The organism is Corallococcus sicarius (genome assembly GCF_003611735.1).
In the GTDB taxonomy this organism is placed as follows: Bacteria; Myxococcota; Myxococcia; order Myxococcales; family Myxococcaceae; genus Corallococcus; species Corallococcus sicarius.
Genome location: NZ_RAWG01000113.1, coordinates 1 through 19,071, shown reverse-complemented (window position 1 = coordinate 19,071; position 19,071 = coordinate 1). Strand labels below are relative to the sequence as shown.

Annotated in this window: 20 protein-coding genes; 5 read left to right on the top strand and 15 right to left on the bottom strand. The window is 68.5% G+C overall.

Annotated features, from left to right (window positions below):
• The first annotated feature begins 31 nt into the window (after positions 1 to 31).
• On the top strand, positions 32 to 700 hold the full coding sequence (gene lexA / locus D7X12_RS18965) for a transcriptional repressor LexA (RefSeq protein ID WP_120626680.1): 669 nt from the start codon (positions 32 to 34) through the stop codon (positions 698 to 700).
• Positions 701 to 745: 45 nt separating this feature from the next.
• Here lexA and D7X12_RS18960 read toward each other — a convergent pair whose 3' ends face one another.
• From D7X12_RS18960 to D7X12_RS18935, 6 genes are all read right to left on the bottom strand, one after another.
• Positions 746 to 1,312, bottom strand: coding sequence for an imm11 family protein (locus D7X12_RS18960; RefSeq protein WP_120626679.1), 567 nt, complete (start codon positions 1,310 to 1,312; stop codon positions 746 to 748).
• A 33-nt stretch (positions 1,313 to 1,345) separates the two neighbouring features.
• On the bottom strand, positions 1,346 to 1,915 hold the full coding sequence (locus D7X12_RS18955; protein ID WP_120626686.1) for an imm11 family protein: 570 nt from the start codon (positions 1,913 to 1,915) through the stop codon (positions 1,346 to 1,348).
• A gap of 14 nt (positions 1,916 to 1,929) precedes the next feature.
• The gene (locus D7X12_RS18950; protein ID WP_120626678.1) at positions 1,930 to 3,258 is read right to left on the bottom strand and encodes an AHH domain-containing protein; all 1,329 of its coding nucleotides are present in this window, start codon (positions 3,256 to 3,258) and stop codon (positions 1,930 to 1,932) included.
• A gap of 29 nt (positions 3,259 to 3,287) precedes the next feature.
• On the bottom strand, positions 3,288 to 4,430 hold the full coding sequence (locus D7X12_RS18945) for a tetratricopeptide repeat protein (protein WP_120626677.1): 1,143 nt from the start codon (positions 4,428 to 4,430) through the stop codon (positions 3,288 to 3,290).
• Between the two features lie 16 nt (positions 4,431 to 4,446).
• Positions 4,447 to 5,622 (bottom strand): hypothetical protein, encoded by a 1,176-nt coding sequence (locus D7X12_RS18940; RefSeq protein ID WP_244224638.1) that lies wholly within the window; start codon positions 5,620 to 5,622, stop codon positions 4,447 to 4,449.
• 84 nt (positions 5,623 to 5,706) lie between these two features.
• The gene (locus D7X12_RS18935; RefSeq protein WP_120626676.1) at positions 5,707 to 6,489 is read right to left on the bottom strand and encodes an SDR family NAD(P)-dependent oxidoreductase; all 783 of its coding nucleotides are present in this window, start codon (positions 6,487 to 6,489) and stop codon (positions 5,707 to 5,709) included.
• Between the two features lie 142 nt (positions 6,490 to 6,631).
• Here D7X12_RS18935 and D7X12_RS18930 point away from each other — a divergent pair, with 142 nt between their 5' ends.
• Complete coding sequence (locus tag D7X12_RS18930; protein WP_120626675.1) at positions 6,632 to 8,161, top strand: acyl--CoA ligase; 1,530 nt, start codon at positions 6,632 to 6,634, stop codon at positions 8,159 to 8,161.
• Positions 8,158 to 9,159: a 2-dehydropantoate 2-reductase gene (locus D7X12_RS18925; RefSeq protein ID WP_120626674.1), complete on the top strand. Its 1,002-nt coding sequence runs from the start codon at positions 8,158 to 8,160 to the stop codon at positions 9,157 to 9,159. The genes D7X12_RS18930 and D7X12_RS18925 overlap by 4 nt, the downstream gene beginning before the upstream one ends.
• Here D7X12_RS18925 and D7X12_RS18920 read toward each other — a convergent pair.
• From D7X12_RS18920 to eno, 3 genes are read right to left on the bottom strand one after another with little or no spacing between them, the layout of a single operon-like run.
• On the bottom strand, positions 9,156 to 10,034 hold the full coding sequence (locus D7X12_RS18920) for a peptidoglycan DD-metalloendopeptidase family protein (RefSeq protein WP_120626673.1): 879 nt from the start codon (positions 10,032 to 10,034) through the stop codon (positions 9,156 to 9,158). The genes D7X12_RS18925 and D7X12_RS18920 overlap by 4 nt on opposite strands.
• Before the next feature lie 44 nt (positions 10,035 to 10,078).
• Positions 10,079 to 10,867 (bottom strand): 5'/3'-nucleotidase SurE, encoded by a 789-nt coding sequence (gene surE / locus D7X12_RS18915; RefSeq protein ID WP_120626684.1) that lies wholly within the window; start codon positions 10,865 to 10,867, stop codon positions 10,079 to 10,081.
• Positions 10,868 to 10,869: 2 nt separating this feature from the next.
• A complete protein-coding gene (eno, locus tag D7X12_RS18910; protein WP_120626672.1) occupies positions 10,870 to 12,165 on the bottom strand; it encodes a phosphopyruvate hydratase in 1,296 nt (431 codons plus the stop codon).
• Positions 12,166 to 12,244: 79 nt separating this feature from the next.
• Here eno and D7X12_RS18905 point away from each other — a divergent pair, with 79 nt between their 5' ends.
• Positions 12,245 to 13,333, top strand: coding sequence for an ADP-ribosylglycohydrolase family protein (locus D7X12_RS18905; protein WP_120626671.1), 1,089 nt, complete (start codon positions 12,245 to 12,247; stop codon positions 13,331 to 13,333).
• Between the two features lie 123 nt (positions 13,334 to 13,456).
• Here the strand turns inward: D7X12_RS18905 and D7X12_RS18900 are convergent, their stop codons facing one another.
• The 4 genes from D7X12_RS18900 to D7X12_RS18885 all read right to left on the bottom strand — a co-directional run bounded on the left by D7X12_RS18900 (position 13,457) and on the right by D7X12_RS18885 (position 15,898).
• Positions 13,457 to 13,636 carry a hypothetical protein gene (locus D7X12_RS18900; protein ID WP_120626670.1) on the bottom strand — a complete coding sequence of 60 codons (180 nt, stop codon included), beginning with the start codon at positions 13,634 to 13,636 and terminating at the stop codon, positions 13,457 to 13,459.
• A gap of 401 nt (positions 13,637 to 14,037) precedes the next feature.
• Positions 14,038 to 14,463 (bottom strand): type II toxin-antitoxin system RatA family toxin, encoded by a 426-nt coding sequence (locus D7X12_RS18895; protein WP_120626669.1) that lies wholly within the window; start codon positions 14,461 to 14,463, stop codon positions 14,038 to 14,040.
• Between the two features lie 27 nt (positions 14,464 to 14,490).
• Positions 14,491 to 15,456 carry a class II fructose-bisphosphatase gene (gene glpX / locus D7X12_RS18890; protein WP_120626668.1) on the bottom strand — a complete coding sequence of 322 codons (966 nt, stop codon included), beginning with the start codon at positions 15,454 to 15,456 and terminating at the stop codon, positions 14,491 to 14,493.
• Positions 15,457 to 15,496: 40 nt separating this feature from the next.
• Positions 15,497 to 15,898 (bottom strand): acyl-CoA thioesterase, encoded by a 402-nt coding sequence (locus tag D7X12_RS18885; protein WP_120626667.1) that lies wholly within the window; start codon positions 15,896 to 15,898, stop codon positions 15,497 to 15,499.
• 92 nt (positions 15,899 to 15,990) lie between these two features.
• Between D7X12_RS18885 and D7X12_RS18880 the strand changes: the two genes are divergently transcribed.
• The gene (locus D7X12_RS18880) at positions 15,991 to 17,613 is read left to right on the top strand and encodes an alkaline phosphatase family protein (protein ID WP_120626666.1); all 1,623 of its coding nucleotides are present in this window, start codon (positions 15,991 to 15,993) and stop codon (positions 17,611 to 17,613) included.
• Positions 17,614 to 17,658: 45 nt separating this feature from the next.
• On the opposite strand, the gene D7X12_RS42475 is transcribed toward D7X12_RS18880, so the two are convergent.
• Positions 17,659 to 17,979, bottom strand: coding sequence for a hypothetical protein (locus D7X12_RS42475; protein ID WP_147443719.1), 321 nt, complete (start codon positions 17,977 to 17,979; stop codon positions 17,659 to 17,661).
• Positions 17,980 to 18,004: 25 nt separating this feature from the next.
• The gene (locus D7X12_RS42470) at positions 18,005 to 18,706 is read right to left on the bottom strand and encodes a hypothetical protein (protein ID WP_147443718.1); all 702 of its coding nucleotides are present in this window, start codon (positions 18,704 to 18,706) and stop codon (positions 18,005 to 18,007) included.
• Positions 18,707 to 19,071: the final 365 nt, after the last annotated feature.

Below are 19,071 nucleotides of genomic sequence, written 5' to 3'. Positions count from 1 at the left end.
CGGGCGGGCAGTCGAGCGAAGGAGTGCGGCCATGGAAGAACTCACGGAGCGCCAGCGCGAAATCCTGACCTTCATCGTGAAGGAGTCGGAGAACCGAGGCTTCCCCCCGACCATCCGGGAGATTGGGGAGCACATGGACATCCGCTCGACCAACGGGGTGAACGACCACCTGAAGGCCCTGGAGCGCAAGGGGTACCTGACGCGGGGCGAGCAGCAGAGCCGCTCGCTGGTGCCGACCAAGCGGGCGCGGCTGCTGTTGGGGCTGGGGATGAAGAGCAAGGACTCCGGGATGGTGGAGATCCCCCTGCTCGGCCGCGTGGCGGCGGGTGCGCCGGCGCTGGCGCAGGAGCACATGGAGGATTCGGTCAAGATCGACAGCTTCCTCCTGGGCGGGGTGAACGGCCGTGAGGTGTTCGCGCTCCGGGTGAAGGGGCAGTCGATGATCGACGACGGCATCCACGACGGGGACTACCTGTTCGTGAAGAAGACGCCGTCGGCGCAGCCCGGGGAGATCGTCGTGGCGCTCATCGAGGACGAGGCCACGGTGAAGCGCTACTACCCGGAGACGGACCGGATCCGCTTCCAGCCGGCGAACGCGACGATGCAGCCCATCTACGTGAACCGCACCGACTTCCGCTCCACGATGATTTTGGGCCAGGTCGTGGGCGTGTACCGGAAGCTGCAGGGCGGCCGGACGTAAGGAAGGGGCCGTGACGCCGCCCGGGGCGTGTGCCCGGGCGGGGCGTCAGACCGGGGTGAAGCGCACGCCCGTGGCGCGGATGCGTTCAAGGGCGTGCTTCAGGTCTTCGGAGACGATGAGGGTTCCCGCCCAACCTTCCGGTCGGAACACCTTGGCCCCTCCGACCTGCGTCGTGTCGATGCGCAGGTCATCCACGGCGTAGTACTTCCCGACCTTCTCCGGCACGCCGTCATCGGCGGTCCAGAACTGAACCTGGGACCTCTGCTCATCAATGCAGAGGATGCGCTTCGTGGCCACCAGGACGAGGAATTGATCCGGTTGGCCCTCAATGTCCGCGGGGATGAGCTGGACATCGTCGGGAGCGAGTTCCGCGAAGAGCGTCGCGACACGAACGTGGACGACAGGAACGAGGAGCGCGGTCTGGGTGAAGTCGAGCGCCTGTCCCGGGTGCTTGATGGGGACACTCAACCGTCCTTCAACCTGGACCGACTGCCCCCGATTGAAGAGACGCGGATCCTCCAGCTCATGGCCCTGCGGGTCCACGGGGTCATCCAGATGCCAGCGCCCGGGGAGGGTGACGTCGTCGGACAGCTCGAAATACCGAGGCTGCATCGCCGCAAGCAGGCCCTCTCTAGAAATCACGGCCTATACCTCGACGAAACGAATGCCGGACGCATGGATGCGCTCTAGAGCGGATTTGAGGTCCTCGGAGACGATGAGGGCGATGGACCAGCCCCACGTCCGGAACACCTGTGCATCACCGACCTTCGTCGGGTCGATGCGCATTCCGTCAACGTCGCGGTATTGGCCCACCCGGTCTGGCCGACCGTCTTGAGGCGTCCAATAGATCACCTCGTCGGATGCAGCGTCATCGATGCATCGAACGAGGCGACGCGCGATAAGGATGGAGTACGGCTCCGTGTGCCCGGGAACTGCCACAGGCACGAGCTGAATGTCCTGTGCTGCCTGCTCTGAAAAGACGGCTGCGACACGTGGCCGGACGACGGGCGTGCTGAATCCTGCGAGCGAAAAATCGAGGGGTGTTCCCGCTTGCTCGACAGGAACCTTGAGTCGCTGCGCGACATCAACAGGCCGTCCCTCCCTGAACATCCAGGGGTCGTCCACTTCGTTTCCCTGTTCGTCTTGAGGGATTCCCAGGTCCCATCGTCCAGGGATGGTGACGTCATCGAGAAGCTGGAAGTAGCGCCGTGCCATCGACTGCTCCGGAATCATTCGCTTCGAGTCAGCAACCTGTTGAGACCCGAGCCTTGTGTCGAGGCTTCCTGCGCCAGCCTTCTGAGTTCGGCGACAAGCACCTCACGGCACTGCTCGATACTTCGACAGCCCCGGGTTGCATCTTCCAGTCGAGCATAGACACGCTCATGGTAGCGCTGGGGATGCGGTCCACGATGTCCTGGGACCTCGACGATGTTCTCCGGGTCCTTCAACTCCATCCCGGCCCTCCTGAAAATACGCTGGAAGCGGGGCGTCCACGGTCCTCCGCGCTGCGCGGAAGTGGAGTTCCGGATCGTCGCCAGGTGGTGCTTCTCACCGCGCCCCCTCACGGACATGGCAACCGCGTTGGGCACCAACGCGATGCTGAAGCCCTGGGGCGTCATCGCCACGGAACGCACGCCGCCAATCCCTGCGTAGGCGAAGCCCGCCTGCGTCTCCACGGCGAGCGCCGCCTGCGCCGAACCCGGCAACCCGGGCGCCTTCATGGCAAGTCCCGCGGTGCTGCCCAGCGCCGCCGTCGCCAGCATCACGAAGACCCGCGCGGCGTTCTCCCCCAGGACCTTCCCGTACCCCTCCCCGGCTTCGCGCAACTGCTCGAAGGTCATCGCGCGGTCCGCCACCTTCACCAGGGTCATCCACCCATCCAACAGCCGCCGCACCGTATCCACACCCAGGTACGCGATGGCCGTTGCGGTCATCAACGCCGCCACGCCCTTCGACACCGGCTCTGGCAAGGTCCACAACAGCAGGTACATCGTCATCGAGGCCGTCAACGTAGCCATCACCGCCTGCGGATCCGCCATGCCCGCCAGGGCCTCCGCGGTCTCCTCCCACACCGAGTCCATCGCGAGCGCCATCGCCAGCGCATACCGGCCATCGCTGCCCAGGAGCGGTCCCTCTTCCAACAGGGACAGGCAATCCCGGCCCTGCCGTTTGCGCTCGCACCAGCGACCGTAGGCGCGCGTCAGCTCCGCCGACGCGTCGTCCAACAGGTGCAGTTCCCGAGCCTCCGCTTCACCCAGGGGAACGACCCGGCGCGTGCGCGCTTCGTACCCGAAGACGCCACTGCGCGCGGGCACCCCGAAGAAGCTCCGGGCCTCACGCAACGGATGCGAGAACGGACGCACATCCCGGGCGAGCACAGACACTGCCTCTTCGAATTCGTCGTCGCCCAGCTCCGCATCCGCCAGCGGAGCGTCGTCTTCCTCCCGAGGCGTCACGAAGACGGGCGCTGTCCCTCCCGTGTCCAGACTCACGACCCGCACGGATGCACAGCCCACCAGGAGGAACGGCAGGAGCAGGAAAAGCCATCCACCCTTCATGCAGTCCTCCCACGGCTACAGCCGGAAGCCTACGGGCACTTCGCCACGCCGCCATCCGTGGCCGCCGCCACCACCCGGGCACACGCGGCCTGCACCGTGGCCGGATCCTTCAGCTCGCGCGCCAGCCGTGCGGTAGCGAGCTGCAGCTCCACGTCCTTCGCGTGTCCGGGCTCCGCGCCCAGGCTCGTCAGGATGCGCAGCGCGTCCGGCTTGCGCCCCAACGTCGTCAGCAGGCCCGCGACCTCCTGCATCTCCCGCACGTCCGAACCCGACACCGTGTCCAACGCCTTCTGCAGCTCCCCTTCCGCCGCCGCGCGGTTGTCAGCCGCCAGGTGCGCACGCGCGAGCGCCACGTGCACGGTGGCGCGGTCCTTCACGCGCAGGGACTCGGCCCAGGCCGCCAGCGCCTCTTCGCGCTTGCCGAGCTTGAGCTGGATCTCCCCCACCAGCTCCCACAGCGTCGGATCCTTGGGCGACTTCTTCGCGGCCTCCTGGTACGCCGTGGCCGCTTCCGCCAGGTGGCCCGCGCGCACCTCCGCATCTCCCAGCGTGGTCAGCATCTCCGGCGTGCGCAGGCCCTGCGTCGCTGACTTGCGCAGCAGCGCGAGCACGTCCTCTTGCCGCCCCTGCTGCGTCAGCACGTCCACCGCCCGCAACGTCAGGTCGGCCTTCGACGCGTCCGGCGCGACCTCCGCGGCCTGCATGAACTGGCGCACCGCATCGTCGTGTTCGCCGCGCTCCTCCGCCAGCTCGCCCAGCTGCTCCAGCGCGTTGAAATCGCGCGGATGCAGCGTCAGGGCCTTCTCGAGCGACTTCCGCGCCTCCTCCGGCTTGCCCAGCTGCGCCTGGATGAAGCCCAGCCGGCTCCAGTTGGTGGAGCGCTTCGGATCCAATCGCAGCGCGACCTCGAACTCCTTCGCCGCTTCCTCCAGCCGGCTCATGGAGAGCAGCACCTCACCCCTCGCGGCGGGCAGGCGCGGATCCGCGGGCATCAGGGCCTTCATCTCGTCGAAGGTCTTGAGCGCGGCGTCGAAATTGCCCTGGAGGTACTCGGAGTTGCCCCGGATGTAGAGCCCCTCCGCCTGGTCTTTCGGATCCAACTTCGGCGTTTCGGTGCAGGCTCCCGAGGCCAGCAGGACAAGGAGCGGCAGGGCGCGCAGGCGCGAGGACATGGAGGGCTCCAGAAACTCAGAAGTGGTACGCGATGCCAGCGTTGACATCGAGGTTGAGGCCGTCACCCGCGCCATCATCGGCGAGTCCCAGCACCGCCTGCGCGATGTTCGTTCCCAGCTCCAGCTGGAAGCCGACGTGGCCCACCAGCAGGTACTCCAGCCCGACGAAGCCCACCACCGACGGCAGCGGGCCCGTGTTCTGGAAGATGCCGTAGTCACCGAACGACAACTGCACGCCCAGGCCGAAGCCCCAATAGGGCCGCAGCGACTTGTCCAGGCGGTGGTAGTGCCGCGCCCCCAGGATGCTGGGCAGCACGTTGAGCTTGCCGTCACCGCCGCTGTTGTCACCGGTGCGCACCAGCGTGAAGCCCACCTGGAGGAAACCCTGCCATTCCGGGTGGAACCAGTAGCCCACCTCCAGGTCCAGGCCCGGGTTCAACGAGGACAGCTTGTCGATGAAGCTGTTGTTGAACCGCAGCCCCAGCGTCAGGCCGCCGCCCGGCGACGAGCCCGAGGACGCCCCGCCCAGCAACGGACGCGCCACGACGGACTCTCCGGGCATCGACAGCGCGGCGATCAGCTCGTCAGCGACGGCATCCGCCGTGCGCAGCAGCTCATCATCGTCGGAAGCCTCCGCGCGCGGCTTTGCCAGACTGCGGCCCTGGCGCGTGTCCACGAGGCTCGCGGTGAGCAGGTACTGCCCCCCGAAGCGATCCAACCGCCCCGTGAGGATGTAGCGGGCACCGGTGAGCGAGGACAACTCCTGCAGGCAGTCCCCCGTCTCGCACTTCGAGTCTCCCAGGAGCTGCCGCTGTCGCTCGGCATCCAGCATCGTCTGGATGTCACGCTGGGACAGCACGCGCAGCAGCGGGGACTCCGCGAGGCGGCTCGCGATGAGCGAGGTGATGCCCGGCGCGGCCTCCTTCCCCGCCGCGTTGGCCTCCAGCGGCATCACCGCCACGGAGGCCGACGCGGGCTTCACTTCAACGGACGTGGCCGGCGGCTTCGCCGGAGACTCCGGAGCGACAGGGACAGCGGAAGGAGGAGGGACTTCCGCGGAGGGCGCCTCGGGCGAGGCAGCCGACGGAGAAGCCACCGCTGCCGGAGCCGTCCCGTCCTGCGCGAGGGCAGGCGAGGCCAACGACACGAGACATGAAATCAGGAACCACGGGGTGCGCGACACGCGCGACACTCTACCCTCCTCCCGGCCCACGCCCAGGCCCTCCCTGGCACAGGGCCAGGGGCGCCCCCACCCCAGGCCCGCCTCCCTGCTCGCTCAGGCCTGCTGGTTCAGCTTCGCCGTGACGGAACGCACCGCGGCACGGGGGCTGAACCGGAGGGAGAAGGCTCCCAGCCAGTTGAGGGCACCGTGAATGGAGAGCACCCGCCCCTTCATCATCGCCGCATAGGCATGCGCGGCCACGTCCGGGGCCTTCGCCACGCCCGGGCGCTTGAACAGCCGCGACTCCGCGTTGCCCGCGTTCGCGGAGAACTCCGTGTGCGTGGCCCCCGGGCAGTGGCACGTCACCGTCACGCCCGAGTCCTTCAACTCGAACGCGAGCGCCTCCGAGAACGACATCACGAACGCCTTCGTCGCGTAGTACGTCGCCATGTATGGCCCCGGCTGGAAGCCCGCCGTGGACGCGATGTTGAGCACGCGCCCGTGCTTCCGCTCGCGCATGGGCCGCACGAACAGGTGCGTCAGCTTCAGGAGCGCGGTGCAGTTGACCTCCACCATCTCCACCTCGCGCGCCAGGGCCTGCTCGACGAACGGCCCCGTGGAGCCAAACCCCGCGTTGTTCACGAGGAAGTCCACCGCGAGCCCCTGCGCCCGGACCTGCGCGAAGAGGCGCTCGGGCGCGGACGGGTCCCCCAGGTCCGCCGGCATCACGTGCGCCCTGCCCCCGTGTGCCTGCTCCAGCCGCGAGGCCAGGGCCTCCAGCTTCGCCACGTTGCGCGCCACGAGGATGACGTCGTGCCCGTCCCGCGCGAACAGCTCCGCGAACTGCTCCCCGAGTCCCGCCGACGCGCCGGTGATGAGCGCCACTTTCCGCGACATGGTGAACCCTCCGGGCAGCGATATAGCAAACCCACGAAGCCCGACCTCCCGAGGGAAGGACGCACGGCCTTGAACGAAGCGGTTGCACGGGACGCGCCGGGGCCATATCCGGGAGGTCCCCCAACCACCCCGGAGTCCCGGCATGGCGCGGACGGACACCCTCGAAGCGCTGCTCGCAGTGGGACGCGCGGACGACGTGGCGCTCGGCGCCCCCGGCCGGCCAGGCCTGACCTACGGCGCGCTGAGAGACCTCATCGCGCAGGTCCGTGACAGCCTGCTCGCCTGGGGACTGGGCCCGAAGGACTGCATCGCGCTGGTGCTGCCCAATGGACCGGAGATGGCCGCCGCGTTCCTCGCCGTCGCCAGCACCGCCACCACCGCGCCGCTCAACCCCGCGTACCGCGCGGACGAGTTCGCCTTCTACCTGGACGACCTCCAGGCCCGCGCCCTCGTCGTGCTCGAAGGCCAGGAGGGGCCGGCCCGCGAGGTCGCACGGGAACGGAACCTCCCCGTCATCGAATTGAGCCCTTCGGCCGACGGACCCGCCGGCCACTTCACGCTCAAGTCCGACCTGCCTCGGACGAGCCCTCCTCCGCGCGCGGAGGAGACCACCGGAAGCGACGTGGCGCTGGTGCTGCATACGTCGGGCACGACCGCGCGGCCGAAGCTCGTCCCGTTGGCGCACGCGAACCTCACCGCCTCCGCGCGACACATCGGCGCGCACCTGGCGCTGGGGCCTTCGGACACGTGCCTCAACATCATGCCGCTGTTCCACATCCACGGGCTCGTGGCCGCGGTGCTGTCCAGCCTGGGCGCGGGTGGCCGCGTGGTGTGCACACCGGGCTTCAATGCGCTGCGCTTCTTCTCCTGGTTCGAGGAGGCCCGCCCCACCTGGTACACGGCCGTCCCCACCATGCATCAGGCGATGGTGGAGCGCGCCCGCCGCAACGCGGAGCGCCTGGCGACCCACCGCCTGCGCTTCATCCGCTCCTCGTCCGCGTCGCTGCCGCCCCAGGTGATGGAGGAACTGGAGCGCGTCTTCGGCGTGCCCGTCATCGAGAGCTACGGCATGACGGAGGCCGCGCACCAGATGGCCTCCAACCCGCTGCCCCCACGTCCCCGGTACGCGGGCGCGGTGGGGCTCGCGGCCGGGCCCGAGGTCGCCATCATGGACGAAGCGGGGACGCTGCTGCCTCCGGGTGCGCTGGGAGAGGTCGTCATCCGGGGGCCCAACGTCATGGCCGGCTACGTGAACAACCCCGAAGCCAACGCGCGCGCCTTCACCCACGGGTGGTTCCGCACGGGCGACCAGGGCACGCTCGATGGGGCGGGCTACCTGCGGCTCACCGGCAGGCTCAAGGAGCTGATCAATCGCGGCGGGGAGAAGGTGAGCCCGCTGGAGGTGGACACCGTGCTGTTGGATCATCCCGCCGTGCAGCAGGCCGTCACGTTCGCCCTGCCCCACCCGAAGCTCGGAGAGGACGTGGCCGCCGCCGTCGTGCTGCGCGAGGGCACCAGCGCCACCGAGCGCGAGCTGCGAGACTTCGTGGCGTCGCGCGTGGCCGACTTCAAGGTGCCCCGCCGCATCGTCCTCCTCACCGAGCTGCCCAAGGGGCCCACCGGCAAGGTGCAGCGCATCGGGCTCGCGGAGCGGCTGGGGCTCACGTCATGAGGATCGCCATCTTCGGCGCGGGCGCCATCGGCGGCTTCCTCGGCGTCAAGCTGCTCCAGGCCGGCGCGGACGTCACCTTCATCGCGCGAGGGGCCCACCTGGACGCGATGCGCGCGAACGGCGTCACCCTCACGAGCGGCGGCGACACGGTCACCGTGCGTCCGCACTGCACCGACTCGCCTGACGACGCGGGGCCGCAGGACTACGTGTTCCTCACGCTGAAGGCGCACGCCCTGCCCGCCGCCGCGCCGCAGATTGCCCGGCTGCTGGGCCCGGAGACAGCGCTCGTCACCGGCATCAACGGCGTGCCCTACTGGTACTTCCACGGGCTCGAAGGCCCTCACGCGGGCCGCCACGTGGAGAGCGTGGATCCCGGCGGCGTGCTCCTGCGCACCCTGCCCCCGGAGCGCGTCATCGCCACGGTGGTGTACCCGGCCGCGGAGGTCGTCTCCCCCGGCGTCATCGTCCACACGTACAACGACCGCGTGACGCTGGGCGAACCGGACGGCAGCAAGAGCCCGCGCATCCTCGCCCTCTCGCAGCTGATGATGAAGGCGGGCCTGAAGTCGCCCGTGCGCCCGCGCATCCGCGACGAAATCTGGGTGAAGCTCTGGGGCAACCTCGCCTTCAACCCGCTGTCCGTGCTCACCGGCGCGACGCTCGACGTCCTCGCCCGCCAGCCGGACCTGCGCGCCGTGGCCCGCGCGATGATGGTGGAGGCCCAGGCCGTGGCCGAGGCCCTGGGCACCCGCTTCCTCATCGACGTGGATCAACGCATCCGGGGCGCCGCCGAAGTGGGCGCGCACAAGACGTCCATGCTCCAGGACCTGGAGCGCGGCCGCCCGATGGAGATCGACGCGCTGCTGGGCGCCGTCGTGGAGCTGGGGCAGCTCGTCGGCAAGCCCATGCCCACCGCCCAGAGCATCCTGGCCCTGGTGCGCGAGCGCGCCCGCCACGCCGGAGGCTACCCGCCCCGGGCGACGCCCGAAGCGCCTTAAGCCGGCGGCATCACGCCCAGGTACTCGAGCGGATCCACCGGCTTGCCGTCCACGCGCACCTCGAAGTGCACGTGCGGGCCGGACGTGCGGCCGGACTCGCCCACCGTGGCGATGACCTGCTCGCGGCGCACCTTCTGCCCCGTGCGCACGCGCAGGTCGCGGTTGTGCGCGTACAGGGTGATGAGCGTGGGCGAGTGCTCCACGATGACGATGAGGCCGTAGCCCTTCTGCTCACCCGCGTAGAGGACCGTGCCTGACTGTGCCGTCTTGATGGGCGTGCCCGAGGGCGCCGCCAGGTCGATGCCGTCGTGCGGCTCGCGGCCCTTCTTGCCGAAGCGGCCATACAGCACGCCGCGCAGCGGCCAGTCGAGCAGCCCCTGCGTCGCGAGCTTCGGACGCGACGACGTGCCCGGACGCCCCGACACGACCCGTGCCCGGGACGGTTCCTCGCGGCGCCCCACCGCCGGCACCGAGCGGCGCGGCGTGGACACCGGGGCATGCCCCGGCTTCGTCAACACCAGCTCCGGCTCTTCGTCGGACAGCGGCCCCGGATCTCCGTAGCGCGGCCGCTCGCCGCCGGGAATCATCAGCTCCTGACCCACCGACAGCTCGCGCGGATCCTTGATGCCGTTGGCCGCGCCCAGTTCCTCCACCGTGATGCCGTACGTCTTGGCGATGCGGTACATCGTCTCGCCCGCGGCCACGCGGTGGCGCACGGCGACGAGCTCCGGCTCCTCGTGCGTGGGCCGCAGCGCGAACGCGAGCGGCTTGCCCTCACCCTGAGGCTCCGGCAGGGCGCCCGCGGTCTCCAGCCCGGAGGAGGAAGCCGCCCGGGTGCTCGTGCAGCCGCCCAACAGCACGGCCGCGAGCAACACCCAGAGCGCCCTCCCCGCTCGGCTGGAGCCTCGCGCCTCCAACCTCAGGCACCGCCCGACGGGTGCCGGGTGAAGCCCTTCAGGCTCCAGCCCGACAGCTCGGGGATGCGACCGTGGTCGGTCATCTCGAAGTGCAGCGGCGTGACAGACACGCGCTTCTCGTCGAGCACCGCGTTGCAGTCACTGCCCTGGATGTCCTGGTGCGCGTACTCGGTGCCGCCAATCCAGTAGTACTTGCGGCCGCGCGGGTCTTCCTTCTCCACGACGTTGTTGCCGTAGGAGTGACGGCCCTGCGTGGTGATGACGTAGCCCTCCGGCTCCACGCCGCCGGGGATGTTCACGTTGAGGAGCATCCGGGGCGGCAGGGGCCGCGACAGCGCCTCCGTCACCAGCGCGCGCGCGAAGCGGCCCGCCGGCTTGAAGTCGAAGGGCCCCCGCGACACCAGGCTGAACGCGATGGCGGGAATGCCCAGGAAGGCGGCCTCCATGGCCGCCGCCACCGTCCCGGAGTACATGACGTCATCCGCGAGGTTCGCGCCGTGATTGATGCCGGAGACCATGAGCTGGGGACGATTGTCCTTCAGCAAGTGGTTCACCGCCAGATACGAGCAATCCGTGGGGGTGCCGTCGACGGAGAACCACCGCTCGCGCACCTCCTTGATGCGCAGCGGCCGGTGCAGGCTGATGGAGTGGGAGGCGGCGCTCTGCTCGCGGTCGGGCGCCACCACCCACACCTCGCCCAGGGGGCTGACCGCCTCCACGAGCGTCTGCAGCCCTTCGGAGAAGTAGCCGTCGTCGTTGGAGACGAGGATGCGGGGGCGAGGGGTGCTCACGGTCACTTCTTCTTGAACGTGCGGAAGGCGGACATGCCCGCGTAACGCGCGCCCGCGCCGAGCTCTTCCTCGATGCGCAAGAGCTGGTTGTACTTGGCCACGCGGTCCGAGCGCGACGCGGAGCCCGTCTTGATCTGCCCGCAGTCCAGGCCCACCGCGAGGTCCGCGATGGTGGTGTCCTCGGACTCGCCGGAGCGGTGGCTCATGACGGACGTGTAGCCGGCCTTGTGCGCCATGCGCACGGCGTCGAACGTCTCCGTCAGCGTGCCAATCTGGTTCACCTTCACCAGGATGGAGTTCGCCGTGCCCGTCTGGATGCCCTTGCCCAGCCGCTCCACGTTGGTGACGAAGAGGTCGTCGCCCACCAGCTGCATCTGGTTGCCCAGCGCGTCGGTGAGCTTCTTCCAGCCCTCCCAGTCATCCTCCGCCATGCCGTCCTCGATGGAGATGATGGGGTAGCGCTCCGAGAGGCCGCGGTAGTAGTCCAGCAGGCCCTGCGAGTCGTACTCCTTGCCCTCGCCCTTGAGCTTGTACTTCTTGGAGCCCTTGTCGAAGAACTCGCTCGCGGCCACGTCCAGCGCCAGGAACAGCTGCTCGCCCGCCTTGAAGCCCGCGGCGCTGATGGCCTCCATGATGAGCTTGAGCGCCTCCTCGTTGGCCGGCAGGTCCGGGGCATAGCCGCCCTCGTCGCCCACGCCCGTGGCCAGCTTGCGGCTCTTCAAAATCTTCTTGAGCGCGTGGAACACCTCCGCGCCCCAGCGCAGGCCCTCCGCGAAGCTCTTCGCGCCGGCGGGCACCACCATGAACTCCTGCACGTCCACGCGCGTGTCCGCGTGCGCGCCGCCGTTGAGGATGTTCATCAGCGGCACGGGCAGCGTGCGCGCCTGCAGGCCGCCCACGTAGCGGTACAGCGGCAGGCCGTGCGCGTCCGCCGCGGCGCGCGCGGCGGCCATGGAGACGGCGAGGATGGAGTTGGCGCCCAGCTTCGCCTTGGTGGGCGTGCCGTCCAGCTCCACCATGCGCGCGTCCAGGGCCACCTGGTCCACGGCGTCCATGCCCACGAGCGCGGAGCCAATCGTGTCGCGCACGTGCTCCACGGCCTTCAGCACGCCCTTGCCCAGGTAGCGCTGCTTGTCCCCGTCCCGCAGCTCGTGCGCCTCGTGCTCGCCGGTGGAGGCGCCGGAGGGCACCGTCGCACGGCCTCGCGAACCGCCCACGAGGACGACTTCCGCCTCCACGGTCGGGTTGCCACGGGAGTCCAGGACTTCACGCGCCAGGATTTGAGCGATCTCGGTCATAGGCCGGCGGTTCTACGAGGCACGGCCGGAACGGGCAAGCTTGCTCGCATCCGGGTTTGCTACAGTGTCCAACCGTCGAATGCCTCCTCCTCCCCGACGCCGCGCCACAGGCCCGGACCCGCTCCCTGGCCAGCGCGCCCGGGGTGCCCTGCTGGGCCTCGCCGCCGGCAACGCGCTGGCCGTGCCCACGGCAGGCCGCCCGTTCTACGCCCCGGCCTTCCCCCAGCTCGCCGAAGGGCCCTACCAGGGCATCGTCGGCGGAGGCCCGCACGAGCTGCGCAAGGGCCAGGTGACGGAGCCCACCCAGCTCGCCGTGGCGCTGACGCTCAGCCTGCGCGACCTGAAGCGCTATGACGCCGCGGACGCGCTGCGCCGCTACCGGGCCTGGCAGTTCCACGCCTTCGCCATCAGCGACCCCATGAAGGAGGTCCTGGAGGAGTGCGAAGCGGGCTTCGCCAACGCCGTGAAGGAGGCCGGCAAGCGCGTCTGGCAGAAGGGCTTCCGTCGCGTGGCGAACGCGGGTGCCCTGCCGCGCGCGGTGCCGCTGGCCGTCCTGCTCTCCAAGGACCCGTTCGCGCTGGCCCAGGCGGCAATGGAGGACACCGCCCTCACCCACTTCGACCCCCGCAGCCAGCTGGCCAGCGCGGGGCTGTGCGCCGCCATCGCCAAGGCGATTACCGGGGGCCCCAACCTCAAGGCCGCGGACCTGCTGCCCGCCGCGGAGACCGGCATCTCCCTGGCCGGCGCCGCCCTCGCGCGTCAGGAGAAGGACTTCGTCCAGGAGATAACCCGCGCCTCCGCCCTCCTGCGCGAGGACCTGGCCCTGGCGGCGCAGGACGACCCGCAGCTCTACGGTCCGGAGCTGCACATGCACCGCCCGGGCAATAACGCGGTGCGCGCGGCCTTCCGGCTCGCCTTCTGGGAGCTGCTCCACGTGAGTACGCTGGAGGGTGGCCTCCTGGACGTCGTCCACCGGGGCGGCGACACGGAGGTCCACGGCGCCGTCACCGGAGCGCTGCTGGGCGCCTTCCATGGCGAGGGCGCCCTGCCCGCGGACTGGCGGGAGAAGGTGCTGCTCGCCCTCCAGCCGGCCAACCCGCTGCAAAAAGGAACGGTGATGTGGGAAGTCTACCACCCCCGTCACCTGTTGTTGCTGGCGCCGGGCTAGGAGGGCCGCCGCCAGGTGGGAGGCCCGCAAGTGCGAAGCCCGCGGAAGGCCGTCCGGAGAGGGACGGCCCGACCGCGGGCTCCTGGAATCACCGTGGCCGTGGGGCCACGCAAGTGTGGGTCGTCAGACGCAGAGGTCGATGACGACGACGCCTCGTGACGGCTTTTCGTCCTCCATGTCCGTCCGCCGGTGGGGACGGTCATCGGGAACGGGCAGTGGAAGCTCCACCACCGGCCGCTCGTAATCCTCGCGGCGAAGCCGCTCGCGGCGCTTGATTTCTTCGATGATGAACGCGTCGAGCATGGGTTCGGTTTCTCCCTCAGCCTACGTACCCCGATGTACGCCCGCCGTCCCGCCCCCTTACCACTTCCACTCCCATTTGATGCAAATTAAGAACCCCCGTTTCCATCTGGGGGCGGCGCAGCCATTCCGACTGGCTGCTCGTCCACCTCCCGACATCCCGGCCAGAGCAACCGTGGCACGGATGTCATGGAGACAGTGCGGACGTCAAAAAGCCGTCTGATCCTAATGCCCTCGCGGCGCACTGCAACTCAACCCATTTCAGGTGGGTCCCGGCTCCGCGAGCGGCACGGTTCCAGCCGAAAAGGGCCCGCCTGCCCACCTGCTCCTTGCACGACGAAGGCCGTGCATCGGAACAGACAAGCAGGCGGATTTTGACGCAGACCGTCAGGGCTGACGGGACTTCAGAGCGCTTCAGCGCGGCGCTTGAACGCCTCCAGCATCTTGGGGAGCTGGTTGTCCACCAGGCCGTTGACGATGGCCTTGGGGACCAGCATGCCCAGGGCCATCTCCACGTTGTAGGTCGCGCGCGTCTTGCCCTCGCCCTCGGGCTCCAGGGTCCAGCTGCCCTTGTTGTCCTTCATGACCTCGCCGTTCACGAAGGTCCAGGACATGCGCTTGGGGCGCTCCTCGGTGACCTTGATGGTGTAGCGGATGGTCTTCACCACATCGACCTCGTAGTGGACCTGGACGGTGTTGCCCTGCCGCTGCGAGGTGGAGACCTTCCTCACCTCCGACAGGAACTCCGCGTAGCGGTCGTAGTCGGTGATGACGTCGAAGACCTTCTCGATGGGAGCATTGATGGTGATGGTGCGCGTGGCGCCGGCCATGTCGGTGTCTCCGGGTGAGGGTGCAGGCTACAGCGCGTAGCCGGGCTTCTTGTCGAACTTGTGCACGGACTGGATGAAGCGGACCGTGCCCGTCTTGCTGCGCATGACGACGGAGTGCGTCTCGCAGCCGCCGCCGAAGAAGCGCACGCCCTTGAGGAAGTCGCCGGTGGTGACGCCCGTGGCGGCGAACATCACCTCGCCCCGGGCCAGGTCCTCGGCGGTGTAGATCTTGTGGATGTCGGTGACGCCCATCTTCTTCGCGCGCTCGATCTCCTCGGCGTTGCGCGGCACGAGCCGGCCCTGCATGTCCCCGCCGGTGGCGCGGATGGCGGCCGCGGCGATGACGCCCTCGGGCGCGCCGCCAATGCCCATCAGCACGTCCACGCCGGTGCCCTCGAAGCAGGTGGCGATGGCGCCCGCCACGTCCCCGTCCTCGATGAGGCGGATGCGCGCGCCCGCGGCGCGGACCTCCTTGATGAGGTCGGCGTGGCGCTCACGGTCGAGCGTCATCACGGTGAGGTCCTCCACGTAGACCTTCATGCGCTCGGCGATGGCGCGCAGGTTCTCCGTGGGGGACTTGGTGAGGTCGATGGCGCCCTTGGCGCGGGGGCCCACGGCGATCTTCTCCATGTACGTGTCGGGCGCGTTGAGCAGGCCGCCCTGGCTGGACATGGCCACGACGGAGATGGACCCCGGGCGGCCGTAGGCACAGAGGTTGGTGCCCTCCAGCGGGTCGAGGGCAATGTCCACCGCGGGGGCGCCCGCGTCACGGCGGCCCACGCGCTCGCCGATGTAGAGCATGGGCGCCTCGTCGCGCTCGCCCTCGCCGATGACGACGGTGCCGTCGATGTTCAGCGCGTCGAAGGCGCGGCGCATCGCGTCCACGGCGGCCTGATCCGACTCGTTCGTGTTGCCGCGGCCCATGAGCCGGGCGGAGGCGATGGCCGCCATCTCGGTGACGCGCACGACCTCCATTGCCAGGTTGCGATCCATTGTGGGGTGCTCCTCGTTCGGGAATTCGGGGAAGAAAGGTTCAGACGTCCAGGGTCTTCAGTCGGGCGATGGCTTCGGGCATGCGCTGGGGCTTGCCGTCGCGCCCCACGCAGGCGTGCACCGTGCGGCCGGTGCACAGGAGCGTGGGGGAAGGGCCGTCGCGGAGCAACTCGTAGGTGAACACGAGTGACGCACGGCGCAACTCGCTGAGCGTGGTGCGGATGACGAGCAGGTCGTCATAGCGCGCGGAGGCCTTGTAGCGGGCGCTCGCCTCCACCACGGGCAGGAGCAGGCCGGTGCTCTCCAGCTCGCGGTAGCTGCCGCCGTGGCCCCGGAAGAACTCGCTGCGGGCGAACTCGAAGTAGCGGAAGTAGTTCGCGTAGTAGACGACCCCCATCTGATCCGTGTCGCCGTAGATGACGCGCAGCCGTGCCTCGACCATTGGGCCGCCCATATCAGGGCGGGGTGGACTGTCCAAGCGGCGGGGACGCATGTTGGTTGCTTCTGACCATCCGGCCGGGGAGGCTGCCCGCCATGTCGCGAGTCCTCGCCGCCCTCCTCGTCCTCATCGCCCTGCCCGCTTCGGCCCGGGCCCCGAAGCTCACGCTCTTCATCAGCGTGGACGCCCTGGGAAGCGACCTGCTCCTGCGCCACCGCTCGCGCCTCACCGGCGGGCTGGGGCAGTTGCTCAACACGGGGGCCTACTACCCCTACGCCCGGTATGCCTACGCGGAGGCCCGTACCGCACCGGGTCATGCCACGCTGGCCACCGGCGCGAACCCCTGGCGCCACGGCATCGTGGACAACGACGTCCACGACCGCTCCACGGGCCAGAGCCTGCAGGTCTACGTGGACCCGACACACACGGTGCTGGACGGCGTCACGGTCCCCACGGCGGACACCAGCCCGGCGAGCCTGATGGCGGAGACGCTGGCGGACCGGCTGCGGGGGGCCACGCAAGGCAGGGGCAAGGTGGTGGCGCTGTCGTTCAAGGCGCGCGCGGCCATTCCGCTGGCCGGGCGGCTGGGGCAGGCGTGGTGGTTCGACGAGGCGACGGGGAGGCTGGTGACGAGCACCTGGTACGCGAAGGCGGTGCCCGCGTGGATGCAGGCGTTCAACACGCGCAAGCTGGCGGACGCGGGGTTCGGCAAGACGTGGGAGCTGCTGCGCCCGCGCGCTGAGTACGTGGGCCAGGACGACGCCGCCACGGAGCCGCCGGACCCCTACGGCATGGGCCGGGTGTTTCCGCACGCACTGAGCGGCGGGGCCAAGGAGCCGGGGCCTAAGTCGTACCGGGTCTTCGCGGTGTCACCCCGGTCGCATGACCTGCTGGTGCAGGCGGCGAAGGCGGCGCTGGAGGGCGAGGGCCTGGGCCGGGACGACGTGCCGGACATGCTCGCGGTGAGCTTCAGCGGCACGGACGCGGTGTTCCACGCGTTCGGTCCGTCGTCATGGGAGATGCAGGACACGCTGCTGCGGTTGGATCAGGCGATGGGGGAGCTGATCGCGGCCGCCGAGCGCGCGGCTGGAGGCAAGGCGAACCTGGTCATCGCGCTGTCGGCAGACCACGGGGGCGCGGAGATCCCGGAGACCTGGCTGGAGGCGGGGCTGCCCGCGCTGCGCTTCAACCCGGTGGAGGCGGCGAAGGCGCTGGCCCAGGAGCTGAAGGCGAAGTTCGGCGTGGAAGTGACGGTGAAGCTGCTGGAGCTGGACGTGTACCTGGGCGGCAAGGCGCTGGAGTCGGGCCAGGTGGACGGCGCGGCGGTGCGGCGTGCGGCGGCGGCGTGGCTCGCGAAGCAGCCCTACACGGTGACGGCGGTGGCGAGGGACGACCTGGACACGGCACCGGACACTGGGGGGCTGGTGGCGCCGCTGCGGCGCGGCTACTACCCGGTGCGCAGCGGGGACGTGCTCTTCGTGGCGAAGCCGTTCCACGTCGTGAGCGACTACCCGCGCGGCACGAACCACGGCACGCCGTACTCCTACGACGTGCAGGTGCCCGTGGTGTTCGCGGGCCGGGGCGTGAAGCCGGGCCTGTACCTCCAGGAGATTGATCCGGTGGACGTGGCGCCAACGCTGTCAGCGCTGATGGAGATGGGGATGCCCGCGTCGGCGGAAGGCAAGCCGCGCGCGGAGGCCCTCACGGGAAGGCAGTGAGCGCGATTGCCGACGTTCGTGGGTAATCTCCATGCAACCTACAGGTCATTTGATGACCTCAAGGGTTTCAACCACGGACGCGATCCTCCCGCTCCGGACAACAACTTTCAAGGTCGCGCGATGACGAAGCTCCGTCACGCGGTCTTCTCCCTCCAAAACAAGAACAGCGGTGTCCCCTTCAATCACCCTTTCCTTCACCTCTATCCCAGACCAAGGCAGTTTTTGTTCGACAAACCATACTGCATCTTCATCAGCCAGCCCCACTGGCTCCTTCCGGAAGGAAAATCCAGGCGCAAAGCGGCCAGAAAAATCCGGAAGGGCTCGAGGATTAATCCACCACTGGAGAAATTCATCCACCAGTTGCATAGTCTCATCCACTGTCGTAGCTCCTTCACTCAAATATTAGTGGATATGCCGTAAATGGGCCGAAGTCAGCTGGTGTCATAAACCGCCCGGCACTCTGGGGATCATAGATCACGGCTCGCCCGTTTTTTGAAATCCCCACTAGCACGTGATCAGACATCGTCGCTCCGCTACCTCTAAAAACCACAAAAAACTGCTTCTTGCGGCCAGTCATCAGCGTATTCAGTTGAGGATCGCCAAATTGGACGCCAACTCGATTCCTGATTTGGTTGAGGGCTACGCGAATCAGTCCTCCATTGGCCCGCACTGGCTCCATCGCTGCATCCAGATTCAGGGAGCCTTCCCGAACACTCTCAAGAAATGCACACACGCCATTGACGCAATTGTTCTTTCCTCCAGTAGGATTGAATGGAGCTGGGCGCGCACCTGCCGAATCTGCGCCTATATGTCCTGCGAGCTCTACCGCAGCACTAGGTGACGAGCCCATACGGCCCAATACGTCCAGACCGCTAGCTCCCGTCTTGTAAGCACCAAAAGCCGTGAGAATTGTTTGAACGCCCCACAGGGAGGCACGGAACGCATGCTCTCCAACAGCATATTCGTTCCCTGAATCATATGCCTCGCTGGCAAGCCAACCATGCTCAAGCACTTTCCCGGCAGGATTGAACGTATCAACGAGTCCACCGAGGACACCATACTCTTTGATGCTGGTCGTGAGTTGACGCCCCATCCCTATGCTACCTACAAGCGCATGGTAGACCGGCATTCTTGAAAGCGCATAGGCAGCGGGCAGGTCCGCAAGCACGGATGCACCCGCATGGGCCGCGCCATCGACCCAGCTTCCCATTGGAGTCCCGGAACGATGGCTGATTCCCGCCCCGCCAGCGCTACCTGTAGGCCCGGGGTCGACCTTCACCGTGGGGCTATTGTTCGTGTACCTGGGAACTGAAGTCGGCTGCGCACCCGGGCCCGTGTTTACAGTATTTGAAGCCCCGCCATTGTGCGAAGACCGGTAGTTCCAATCAACAGAGTCATAGTGAGAGGGAATGGGGTTGGGATTCAGCCCTCCCCCTCCGCCTGTCTCTTATACACCTC

Coding starts and splice junctions, on each gene's coding strand:
- lexA (WP_120626680.1), top strand. CDS start 32: ATGGAAGAACTCACGGAGCGCCAGCGCGAAATCCTGACCTTCATCGTG.
- D7X12_RS18960 (WP_120626679.1), bottom strand. CDS start 1,312: ATGCAGCCTCGGTATTTCGAGCTGTCCGACGACGTCACCCTCCCCGGG.
- D7X12_RS18955 (WP_120626686.1), bottom strand. CDS start 1,915: ATGGCACGGCGCTACTTCCAGCTTCTCGATGACGTCACCATCCCTGGA.
- D7X12_RS18950 (WP_120626678.1), bottom strand. CDS start 3,258: ATGAAGGGTGGATGGCTTTTCCTGCTCCTGCCGTTCCTCCTGGTGGGC.
- D7X12_RS18945 (WP_120626677.1), bottom strand. CDS start 4,430: ATGTCCTCGCGCCTGCGCGCCCTGCCGCTCCTTGTCCTGCTGGCCTCG.
- D7X12_RS18935 (WP_120626676.1), bottom strand. CDS start 6,489: ATGTCGCGGAAAGTGGCGCTCATCACCGGCGCGTCGGCGGGACTCGGG.
- D7X12_RS18930 (WP_120626675.1), top strand. CDS start 6,632: ATGGCGCGGACGGACACCCTCGAAGCGCTGCTCGCAGTGGGACGCGCG.
- D7X12_RS18925 (WP_120626674.1), top strand. CDS start 8,158: ATGAGGATCGCCATCTTCGGCGCGGGCGCCATCGGCGGCTTCCTCGGC.
- eno (WP_120626672.1), bottom strand. CDS start 12,165: ATGACCGAGATCGCTCAAATCCTGGCGCGTGAAGTCCTGGACTCCCGT.
- D7X12_RS18905 (WP_120626671.1), top strand. CDS start 12,245: ATGCCTCCTCCTCCCCGACGCCGCGCCACAGGCCCGGACCCGCTCCCT.
- D7X12_RS18900 (WP_120626670.1), bottom strand. CDS start 13,636: ATGCTCGACGCGTTCATCATCGAAGAAATCAAGCGCCGCGAGCGGCTT.
- D7X12_RS18895 (WP_120626669.1), bottom strand. CDS start 14,463: ATGGCCGGCGCCACGCGCACCATCACCATCAATGCTCCCATCGAGAAG.
- glpX (WP_120626668.1), bottom strand. CDS start 15,456: ATGGATCGCAACCTGGCAATGGAGGTCGTGCGCGTCACCGAGATGGCG.
- D7X12_RS18885 (WP_120626667.1), bottom strand. CDS start 15,898: ATGGTCGAGGCACGGCTGCGCGTCATCTACGGCGACACGGATCAGATG.
- D7X12_RS18880 (WP_120626666.1), top strand. CDS start 15,991: ATGTCGCGAGTCCTCGCCGCCCTCCTCGTCCTCATCGCCCTGCCCGCT.
- D7X12_RS42475 (WP_147443719.1), bottom strand. CDS start 17,979: ATGCAACTGGTGGATGAATTTCTCCAGTGGTGGATTAATCCTCGAGCC.
- D7X12_RS42470 (WP_147443718.1), bottom strand. CDS start 18,706: ATGGGGCGTCAACTCACGACCAGCATCAAAGAGTATGGTGTCCTCGGT.